The sequence below is a fragment of the Myroides oncorhynchi genome, from assembly GCF_020905415.1.
GTDB lineage: Bacteria > Bacteroidota > Bacteroidia > Flavobacteriales > Flavobacteriaceae > Flavobacterium > Flavobacterium oncorhynchi_A.
This window is the reverse complement of record NZ_JAJJMP010000001.1, coordinates 4142573-4153065: the sequence shown is the minus strand read 5'-3', so window position 1 is coordinate 4153065 and position 10493 is coordinate 4142573. Positions and strand designations below refer to the sequence as shown.

The following is a 10493-nucleotide window of genomic DNA, read 5'->3' as shown; positions in this document are numbered from 1 at the left end:
TTTAGGTTAGAATTATAAAAACAGTTACTACTTTTGAGGGATTTTCAAGGGGAGAAAAGCACCTCTTATTACAGTGGCAAATATGTGAACAATTTTTGGGATAAAAAAACCTTTTTGTCATTGCAAAGTTTAAAATAATTTGTTAAGTATAATAAAAAAAATAACTCACAAATTTATTCGAGAAATTATGAAATATTTTGATTACAATGTTCGTGTAAGGTACGCGGAGACAGATAAGATGGGAGTTGTCTATCATGGAAACTACGCGCAATACTTTGAAATAGGGAGAGTTGAGTGGTTGCGTAATTTAGGGATATCGTATAGGAAAATGGAAGAGCTAGGCGTGATGCTACCTGTTGTTTCCTTGACAATGAATTATAAGAAATCAGCCTTTTATGATGATGAAATAACTATCCGTACAATATTTAAAAAAATGTCTTCTGTAAAGATAGAATTTGATTATGAACTGTATAACAAAAATGGCGACTTATTAACAACTGCAAACTCTATATTGGTTTTTGTTAATATGGAAACAGGTAGACCCATAGCAGCTCCGCAATATGTCATAGAAAAAATAGAATCAATATAAATTGTAGAAAAAGAGATATTGATTTTAATACTTAGATAGTGGTACTATTTTGAATGGTAAAAAAGACAATAAGAACAAAGTGTTACTTAAAACATTTAAGTATATTTACAAAAAGATTAAATTTATGAAAGCAGCATATTGGCTGATGAGCCTCGGAGCTTTATTTTCTATAGAAATGTATGCACAAAAACCTTCATTAATTGACGGTCGCGTGCGTATGTATGATGGTAAAGTAACTCCTGTGACTATTAAGAATAAAAGAAGTGGAGAATTGACTAAAGCAGATAACCGTGGTTATTTTATGGTTGATGCAGCAATTGGTGATACAATACATTTTTCGGATAAGAAACTAGCTTCTGTAAACTATGTTATTGGTTCAGAGGATTTAAAGGCTAATAGGTTTAATGTATTAATGACTAAAAAAGGTCAAGCCCTAGAAGAAATTGTGATTGTTAGAAAAGACTTTGGTGATGATTTCTTTGAAGGTGTTTCTAATAAGGGAATGACCAGAGCTGAACGAAAATATAAGAAGAATAATACAGTGTTTTCTTCTACATCTAATTATGGAATGGGAATTAGTATAGATGCTTTAGTGAATATGATCTCAGGACAAAAGAAAAGGGATAAACAAGATATTATCTATGAAAAATTAGATATGAAGGTTCAGAAGTTTTATGAAGATTATACAAGAGAAGAATTATTAGAGGATATGAAGGTTCCTGCAGAGAGGATAGATGCGTTTTTATATTATCTTGTAGCTCAACCTAGTTATGATAAAATAAAAGTAGAAAGAACGGAAGGGTTTCAGTTATATTTAGCCCAACAATATGTTGATTTTATTGGTTTTATAGGACTTGAATAAAGTATAGTAAGCAGTTTAGGAATGTTAATATCTTAAACTGCTTTTTTTGTTTTAGTAATTCTGATCTGTAGCTTCTATGACTTTAACCTCATAGAATGGGACGAATGCTTCTAATGCTTGATCATATTCACTTTTTCGAATAGATAATTCTATTTCACAGCTCATCTCCATCGTCTGATTTAATATTTTAAGATCTTTTTCTTTGATGACACGCATAACATTATTCATATCCTTGTACTCAAAGCGAACTTTAAAATTCTTATCAATAGTCTTTTCGATAATATCAGCTTCTTCCATAGCCATCTGAGCAGCCGCTCTATAGGCAGTAATCAGACCACCCACTCCTAGCTTAACTCCTCCAAAATAACGAACAACTACTATAAGTATATTTGTAACATCAAATGATTGTATTTGGCCATAGATAGGTGCTCCAGCAGTATTACTAGGTTCTCCATCATCATTAGCACGATAGTATACTTGCTCAGTACCAATCTGAAAAGCATAACACCAGTGACGAGCATTATAGTGCACTTTCTTTATACCATCGATGATTTCCTTTACTTCATCTTCGTGTTGTATCGGGAAGGCATAACCAAAAAACTTACTGTTCTTCTCTTTGTATAATACTTCTTCTGTTGGTTGGCTTATTGTTTTATATGAATCTATTGGTTCTGCCATTATATAGGGTATACTATTCTTAATTCGTTGTCTAAAATACTATGTTTTTCTACTTTGTCAAATTCTGTTAGCACAGGAGCAGAGATGCCCTCACCAATTATTGTATCCCCTGTGAAGATTCTTGCCTCATCCCACAGCTCTGTATTTATAAAACTTTGTAGCGTTTGTGTACCACCCTCTATCACCACAGACATAATATTGTGTTTATAGAGTATATCGAGTACTTGATTTACTAAGGTATCATTAAAGTCAGCATGCTCATAGATTAAGTTACCTGATGACTGTAAAGCAGGATTAGCTGTTATACAGATTGTCTTTACACTGTGATCTGTGATACTATAGTGGCTATCTATCTTACCAGTGCGGTCTAGATAGATACGTATAGGATCCTTGCCATACCAGTCTCTAGTAGTAAGAGAAGGGTTATCGCTAAGGACAGTCTGTGTGCCTACTAAAAAAGCCATCTCTTCACTTCTCCATTTGTGGACTAGTTGCTTAGAGTAGGTATTAGATATCCAGAACGGTCTATTGGTCTCTCTAGTTAGTGGAGCGATAAAGTGATCAGCTGATTCTGCCCACTTTAGGATTACATAAGGGCGTTTTTTGTTGTGAAAAGTAAAGAATCGCTTATTGCTATCCTGACACTCTTTTTCTAATACTCCTACGATTACTTCTATACCTGCATCTCGCATCTTCTGAATACCGCGCCCACATACTTTAGCGAATGGATCCACTGTACCAATGACTACTCGAGGGATCTTCTTTTCGATAACTAAATCAGAACAAGGAGGTGTCTTCCCGAAATGACTACACGGCTCTAAACTTACATAAAGAGTACTCTCTTTTAGTAATTCTTGATTCTTAACGGATGCTATAGCATTGGGCTCTGCGTGTGATCCTCCATAAGGAGAAGTAAATCCTTGGCCAATAATCTTGTCGTTGTGAACAATGACAGCTCCTACAGAAGGATTAGGCATTGCAGCATAAGTTCCTTGTAATGCTAACTGAATACAGCGAGAAATATATAATTCGTGTCTTTCCAAAATTGATAATATGTATCTTTGAACAAAATTAAGCTAAATCATTTGTTTTATAGAATAACTATGCAGATAAAGTATTACCAAACTTGTTTTAAAGATATCCTTTCTCCTATATATGACAGTATGGAGGCAGAGCAACTTTTCTTAATTGCTCTTGAAGAAATAGAGGGGAAGACAAGGATCGATATAATGATGAATCCTAACCTAGTGACGGATAAGACTGTTGTTTGGGAGTCTGTGTTAGATGAATTAGCGAAGGAGAAACCGATACAGTATATCTTTGGGAATGCCTATTTCTACGGACTTACTTTTACAGTGAATGAACATACTTTGATTCCTCGTTCTGAGACAGAAGAGTTAGTCGAATGGATTATTAATAGTGTTGACCAATCTAAACCTGTGAGAATATTAGACATTGGTACAGGAAGTGGGTGTATAGGAATTACATTAGCAAATGAACTACCACTAGCACGAGTGACTTTAATGGATGTATCTGAGGTGGCGTTAGAGACTGCTAAGAATAATGCTGTTAGGAATGGAGTCTCTGTAGATGCAGTACTACAAGATGTATTAGCTCTTGAGAAATTAAAAGGGGAGTATGATATTATCGTCTCAAATCCTCCTTATGTGCGCAACCTTGAGAAAGTGGAAATTAAAAAGAATGTACTTGACTATGAGCCACATTTAGCGTTGTTTGTTGAAGATCATGATCCTTTGATCTTTTATAGAAAGATAGCACAGTTAGCTAATGACAACCTAAAAACAGGAGGGATGTTATTCTATGAGATTAATCAATATTTAGGAGAAGAAACGAAAGCATTATTTGAATCTCTGTCATTTACAGATGTTCAGTTGAGAAAAGATATATTAACAAACGATAGAATGATTAAAGCGATTAAGTTGTAGAACAATAGAAGAGAAGTGTTCTGTCTTGCGGTATATTGCCAAATTGTAGCCGAATGCTAGAGGTATTCTAGCTCAAAAGGTCGTTTTCAGCAACAACACCTCACAGAAACTTCACGCAATCCTCAATAAGAGAAGAGGGTAAAGACTAATACTAGGTGATAAATATTAATACTCTGTATATAAACCAAAAAAGACTATCAGTACGATAGCCTTTTTTGGTTATAATGAAGTTTATAATATGTTTTTTAGTCTAGTGATCGTGACCTCCGCCACCTTCACTTTTGATTAAATGACTCTGTATGTAGTATGCACCTGATAATACTACTTGTGCGTCTTTTGGCATTTCTTGTAGTACAGATACTTGAGAATATCCTAGTTCAGATACACCTGTTTTTACTTCTATCCTTTGGAAGTGGTATGATGTACCACCTTCTTCTTCGTGTGCATCTTCTAATACGAAGATAAACTCACGTCCATCAGCTTTAACGATAGCTTCATTAGGCAAGGCATCTACTGTCTTTTCGCCAACGTGAACTAGCGCATTGACATAAAGACCAGGTATTAACGTCTCAGGCACATTCTCTATATTAGCGTGAGCAATTACTGTTTTTGTACCAGGTTCAAATGATTTACCAATGCTAAATATCGTAGCTGTTACCTCAGATTTATTGATATTCGTAAAGTTAAAAGATACCTTTTGACCTACTTTTACATAAGGTAAATCTTTCTCATAGACCATTAGGTCTAAGTGTATCTGAGAGTTGTCTACTATAGTGAACAGCGATTGTCCTGCCATAATGTTAGTTCCTATCTTCACAGGAATGGTAGCGATATTACCTGTTATGGGAGACACTATTCTCAGTGATTTAGCTCCTTTAGAACTTGTGACTAGGCTTAATCTATTGCTTAGAGACTGATATCTTGCGCGTTCTATGTTTAGCTCTGACTTCGTCTTTTGGAACGTTTTTTCAGAGTTTACGTTTTCGGCTCTTAAAGTCTGTTGACGTTTAAACTCAAGCTCTAGGTATTCTAAAGTGTTTTTAGAGATGGTATATTCCTCTTGTAGCTGGATATATTCAGGGCTATCTATTATCGCTAATGTCTGTCCTTTCTTTACATAATCACCTAAGTTCACATTGATGTTCGTGATTGTACCGCTTAAGAATGAAGATACATCTGCTTGACTCTGGGCAGGTAGTTCTGTATTACCATTGATGCGGATGACATCGCTTAGATTTTTTTGAGTTATTTGTCCTAATTGTATTTTAGAAGCAGTGTATTGTGCTTGATTAAGTTCTACTTCTTTAGTCCCAGATTCTTCATTAGATTCTTCTTTTTGTTCTGTAGAGGGTACTGTATTCTCTTTAATATCTTCTTCTTTTTTACAACTAAACAGTAAGATACTAGATGCTATTGAGATAAATATAATTGACTTTTTCATTTCTCTGATATTATTGGTTTACTAAATAATGTAGGGTATTGTGACTTAAGTTGTACTGTAGGATAGCGTCTAAGTAGTTCATTTGAATAGTTAGTGCTGTCTCTACAGATTGAATATATTCTACATAAGAGATATCCCCATTATTATATGATTTCTTTGCGTGATCTTTGATAAGAGCAGCATTCTTTAAAGCATTCTCTTGATAGTAATCGATTACTTTCTCTTGTGCTTTAATAATATCGAATTGCTGTTGTACACTTTCTTCTAACTGTTTATGTATATATTCTTTTTGGAATGTAGCTTGTTCTACTTCATATTTCATCGCTTTGATCTTTGATTTTTGACTTCCAAAGAAGAGGGGTATTGAGATACCCACTGTGTAGCTTGGTACGCGTAGATCCTTGCCATAAGTAGTAGGTAAGCCATTACTTCCTGTATAGGTACCTGAGTCAGATTTTATATTATATCCCAAAGAGAAATCAGGTAATAAGTTAGCTTTCTCTAATTTTCTATTGGCCTCTATTGTTTCTATTTCTTTCTCTGCTAATTGGATTGTGTTGTTTAAGTTTAGGTCAAACACTTTTTCCGCATCGTGCTTGTCATAGGCTATCGCAGGGCTAGAAGGGATAAAGTCTTCTTCTAAATTTAGCAATGCTTTTAGCTTAGATGTTTCGTTGTTGATGATTGTTTTATTCTGTGTAATCATCACTCTTAGTTCTTGTTCTTTAGCAGAGGCTACATTACTTTCCATTAACGTAGTTTCTCCTGTCTGATAACGCAACTTAGCAGATCTAGAGAAGTCTTTTAATAAATCAGCTTGCTCGTTTAATAACACCTCTTTCGATAGTGCATATAATAAGTTTTCCCAAGCTTGTTTGACAGCATACTCTGTGACGATAATAGTTCCCTCTTGTTGTAACATAGCTGTTTCGTATGCTTTATTTAGCACTTGTTTTTTCTTTCCGTAAGTAAACGGAGAGAAAGACTGTGAGATAGATAGTGTTATATCTTTTTTCTCTTTCGTGTCTAAGTAACCAAAGCCTGTTGAGATATCTGTTTTAGCCAAGTCAAAGCTTGTATTGGTCATTTGTTTTTGGGCTCTTGTGTTTAACTCTGCAGCCTTGATTCCTTTATTGTTGCTAATACTTAATTGTAACGCATCTTCTAATGTCAACCTTCTTACTTCTTGTGCTTGTGCACCTAGTCCGATTAACAATAAAAGCGTAGAAGCGATGATTGTCTTGTTTTGCTTTCCTAATCTAAAACCTCTTTCTTCATAGTAATAGATAATAGGCAGTACAATTAAAGTAAGTATCGTAGCAGATATTAATCCACCGATTACTACTGTTGCTAACGGTTTTTGTACTTCTGCACCAGCACTTGTGCTCAGCGCCATCGGTAAAAATCCTAAGGAAGCCACCATAGCAGTAAGTAATACAGGGCGTAGACGTATCTTAGTCCCCTCTATAATTCTTTCGTATAAATCCATACCTTCCGTTTTTAGTTGATTAAACTGTCCTATTAGTACGATACCATTTAGTACAGCTACACCGAATAATGCTATAAATCCTACTCCTGCAGAGATACTAAACGGCATATCTCTCATCCATAACGCAGCTACACCACCGATAGCAGATAGCGGTATCGCAGTAAAGATCATTAGTGATTGTTTGACTGATTTAAATGTGAAGTATAATAAGACAAATATTAGCATCAAGGCTACTGGTACTGCTATCATAAGTCTGTTAGTCGCCTCTACTAAGTTTTCGAATTGACCACCATACGTGATAAAGTATCCATCAGGCATATCTAGTTTTTGATCTAGTATAGTCTGTATGTCTCCGACTACGCTTTTTACATCTCTTTCTCTAACATTAAAGCCAAGTACGATACGTCTTTTACCATCTTCTCTACTGATCTGTTGAGGACCATCTTCATAATCTATATTAGCGATTTGTCCTAGTGGTATCTGTTGTCCATTGGCTAATGGGATAAACATATTTCTAAGGTTATCTATATCTTGTCTAGAGTCTTGGTTTAGACGTACTACTAAGTCAAATCTCTTCTCTCCTTCATAGACTACGCCTGCCGTTTCTCCTGCAAACCCAGCTCTAACAACTTGGCTTATCTCTGATATCTTTAATCCATATAAGGCTAGCTTATCTTGATCATACTTAATCGATATCTGAGGTAATCCCGTTACACGTTCTAGTTTAGTACTTGCTACACCAGGTACGTTAGCGATAAGGCTATTGATCTCAACCCCTATACTCGCTAGACGATCTAGGTCGTCTCCAAATACTTTAATAGCTACATCACTTCTCACTCCTGTCATTAACTCGTTAAAACGCATTTGGATAGGCTGAGAGAATTCTGTACTTACGCCAGGTATTTCTTCTAAAGCCTCTTCCATTAATCGGATTAGTTCTTCTTTAGTCTTAGCTGATGTCCATTCCTCCTTTTCTTTTAAGATAACGATCATATCCGCCGCTTCCATTGGCATAGGATCTGTCGGAATCTCAGCACTACCTATCTTAGAGATAACCATCTTCACTTCAGGGAAGCGGTCTTTTAATATCTTTTCGGCTTTAGTAGTTGTCTCTATTTCTTGTGATAGTGAACTACCAGAAGAGATAATCACGTGAGTCGCTAAGTCTCCTTCATCTAGGGTAGGGATGAACTCTCCACCCATACGTCCAAAGACAAATAAAGCAAAGGCAAATAGCCCAAATGCAATAGCCAATACAACTCTCTTCGCTTTGAATGCACCTTCTAATAATGGTTTATACCAGCTATATAATTTGTCTATAATCTTATCACTAAAGTTAGGCTTCTCTTTACCTGCTTTCTTAGATAAGAATAGGGCAGAAGCCATCGGTACATAGGTTAATGAAAGAATAAATGCTCCTAGGATAGCGAATGATACAGTCATCGCCATCGGGCCAAACATCTTACCTTCTATCCCTGTCAACGCTAGGATAGGTAAGTACACGATAAGGATAATAATCTCTCCAAAAGAGGCACTTGTTCTAATCTTAGAAGCTGCGCCATAGACCTCGTTATTCATTTCTTCTTGGGTCAACTTTCTATTCTTCCCTATATGGAGGCGATGGACGATAGCCTCTACGATAATAACAGCCCCATCGACTATCAATCCAAAGTCAATAGCTCCTAAACTCATCAAGTTACCACTAACTCCAAATAACTTCATCATAGAGATGGCAAACAGCAGAGCAAGAGGAATCACTGAGGCTACGATAAGCCCTGCTCTCCAGTTACCTAATAATAGTACTAAAACGAATACTACGATTAAGGCTCCTTCTATAAGGTTAGTCTGTATAGTGCTAACCGTTTTATCGATTAATTTAGTTCTATCTATAAACGGTTCTATAGCTACCCCCTCAGGTAGAGACTTCTCTATCTGGGTCATACGCTCTTTTACCGCTTTTACTACTTCCTGTGTATTGGCATCTTTAAGCATCATCACCATTCCGCTGACATCTTCTCCCTTTCCATCTTTCGTTACAGCACCATAGCGGATACTGCTACCGATACGCACTTCTGCTACATCGCGGATAAGTACAGGAGTACCATTATTAGTCTTCACGACGATGCGTTCTATATCCTCGATGCTTTTGACCATACCTACACTTCGGATGAAGTAGGCATACGGTTTCTTATCAATATAAGCACCTCCTGTATTTTCGTTATTTGCTTCTAGTGCTGAGAATATCTCTAGGATAGAGGTATTCATACTGTTTAGTAAATCAGGTTTGACCGCTATCTCATATTGTTTAAGTTGTCCACCTAATGTGTTTACTTCAGCGACTCCTTTAACGCCAACTAACTGTGGTTTGATGATCCAATCTTGTATTGTACGCAGATCCATACTGTTGTATTTATCTTCATATCCTTCTTTAGGATATACCACATACTGATAGATTTCTCCTAGTCCTGTACTTACAGGGGCTAGCTCAGGTGTACCTACACCTTTTGGGATTACTTCTTCTGCTACTTTAAGCTTCTCTGATATCTGAGCACGAGCCCAGTATATATCTGTGTCTTCTGTAAACACGACAGTAATAACACTTAGACCAAATCTACTAATAGAGCGTAGTTCTGTAATATTTGGGATAGGTTTTATCGCTTGTTCTATCGGATAGGTGATGAATTGTTCTACTTCTTGTGTCGCTAGTGTAGGTGAAGAAGTGATAATCTGTACTTGATTATTGGTTATATCTGGCTGTGTATCCATTGGTAAATTTATCAAAGAATATGTCCCAAGAGTAATTAACCCTAGAACAAATAGTCCAATGATAAACTTATTGCGGATACTAAAATGTATGATCTTATCTAACATAGTAGTATTAGTATTTAGAAATTGTGATTAATCTGCTTTGAGAGATAGTTTTTAGAAACTTCAAAACAGTAAATAAGACATAGGTCTGCTTATTTGTCTTTTACTAGAAGACAAAAAACAAAACATATAATATCTGGTTTAAGATTAAGCTACGAGCTTAGGAGGCTGCCATATAGGATATTCCATCTTGATGATAGCGTTCTTATAAGGCTGAGGTGTTTTGTGATTATCTTTAGTAGATATAACTTCTATGACATCAATAACATCTGCTACAGTAAGAGATACTGCACAACAAGAACAACTACACAAAGGAGAACATACATCTAAATGATCAATGTTACTATCTGCCTGTGTAAGTGATGTTAAGTGAATAGATTCTGTATTCTGAGAAACAGGCACATCTACATAACTATCCGCACATGGATAGAAACTTATCGCTATAAAGATTAGCGAAAGTAAAATGTTTAATATGCTATTGAATTGTTTCATTAGGACAAATATAGTGGAAATGTATTTAATGTTAAAATGTATTTAGAGCATATTAAGCTCTTTGCAACACTGTTGCACTATTAACCCTTGTATTTATTGAGATGGTGTTTTCAGAAATTAAATATGTT

At 35.7% G+C, this 10493-nt stretch carries 8 protein-coding genes; 3 read left to right on the top strand and 5 right to left on the bottom strand.

Annotated elements, in window-relative coordinates:
• Window positions 1-187 precede the first annotated feature (187 nt).
• Together LNQ81_RS18140 and LNQ81_RS18135 are read left to right on the top strand one after the other, a co-directional pair.
• Window positions 188-589 carry an acyl-CoA thioesterase gene (locus LNQ81_RS18140; protein WP_229949209.1) on the top strand — a complete coding sequence of 134 codons (402 nt, stop codon included), beginning with the start codon at window positions 188-190 and terminating at the stop codon, window positions 587-589.
• Window positions 590-713: 124 nt separating this feature from the next.
• Window positions 714-1451, top strand: a complete 738-nt coding sequence (locus tag LNQ81_RS18135) for a hypothetical protein (protein WP_229949207.1) — start codon at window positions 714-716, stop codon at window positions 1449-1451.
• A 51-nt stretch (window positions 1452-1502) separates the two neighbouring features.
• Here LNQ81_RS18135 and LNQ81_RS18130 read toward each other — a convergent pair whose 3' ends face one another.
• Window positions 1503-2129 (bottom strand): IMPACT family protein, encoded by a 627-nt coding sequence (locus LNQ81_RS18130; RefSeq protein WP_229949206.1) that lies wholly within the window; start codon window positions 2127-2129, stop codon window positions 1503-1505.
• Entirely contained in the window at window positions 2129-3172 is a 1044-nt protein-coding gene (gene ribD, locus LNQ81_RS18125) for a bifunctional diaminohydroxyphosphoribosylaminopyrimidine deaminase/5-amino-6-(5-phosphoribosylamino)uracil reductase RibD (protein ID WP_229949204.1), read from the bottom strand. Before ribD ends, LNQ81_RS18130 begins: the two co-directional genes overlap by 1 nt.
• Window positions 3173-3232: 60 nt before the next feature.
• Between ribD and prmC the strand changes: the two genes are divergently transcribed.
• Window positions 3233-4075 (top strand): peptide chain release factor N(5)-glutamine methyltransferase, encoded by an 843-nt coding sequence (gene prmC, locus LNQ81_RS18120; RefSeq protein ID WP_229949203.1) that lies wholly within the window; start codon window positions 3233-3235, stop codon window positions 4073-4075.
• A gap of 250 nt (window positions 4076-4325) precedes the next feature.
• Here prmC and LNQ81_RS18115 read toward each other — a convergent pair whose 3' ends face one another.
• From LNQ81_RS18115 to LNQ81_RS18105, 3 genes are all read right to left on the bottom strand, one after another.
• Complete coding sequence (locus LNQ81_RS18115; protein ID WP_229949201.1) at window positions 4326-5516, bottom strand: efflux RND transporter periplasmic adaptor subunit; 1191 nt, start codon at window positions 5514-5516, stop codon at window positions 4326-4328.
• 10 nt (window positions 5517-5526) lie between these two features.
• The gene (locus tag LNQ81_RS18110; protein ID WP_229949199.1) at window positions 5527-9876 is read right to left on the bottom strand and encodes a CusA/CzcA family heavy metal efflux RND transporter; all 4350 of its coding nucleotides are present in this window, start codon (window positions 9874-9876) and stop codon (window positions 5527-5529) included.
• Window positions 9877-10020: 144 nt separating this feature from the next.
• Window positions 10021-10365 (bottom strand): hypothetical protein, encoded by a 345-nt coding sequence (locus tag LNQ81_RS18105; protein WP_229949197.1) that lies wholly within the window; start codon window positions 10363-10365, stop codon window positions 10021-10023.
• Between the last annotated feature and the right edge of the window lie 128 nt (window positions 10366-10493).

Excerpts from the sequence above, each read along its gene's own strand:
- LNQ81_RS18135 (WP_229949207.1), top strand. The coding sequence starts at position 714 with ATGAAAGCAGCATATTGGCTGATGAGCCTCGGAGCTTTATTTTCTATA.
- LNQ81_RS18110 (WP_229949199.1), bottom strand. The coding sequence starts at position 9,876 with ATGTTAGATAAGATCATACATTTTAGTATCCGCAATAAGTTTATCATT.
- LNQ81_RS18130 (WP_229949206.1), bottom strand. The coding sequence starts at position 2,129 with ATGGCAGAACCAATAGATTCATATAAAACAATAAGCCAACCAACAGAA.
- LNQ81_RS18105 (WP_229949197.1), bottom strand. The coding sequence starts at position 10,365 with ATGAAACAATTCAATAGCATATTAAACATTTTACTTTCGCTAATCTTT.
- LNQ81_RS18140 (WP_229949209.1), top strand. The coding sequence starts at position 188 with ATGAAATATTTTGATTACAATGTTCGTGTAAGGTACGCGGAGACAGAT.
- prmC (WP_229949203.1), top strand. The coding sequence starts at position 3,233 with ATGCAGATAAAGTATTACCAAACTTGTTTTAAAGATATCCTTTCTCCT.
- LNQ81_RS18115 (WP_229949201.1), bottom strand. The coding sequence starts at position 5,516 with ATGAAAAAGTCAATTATATTTATCTCAATAGCATCTAGTATCTTACTG.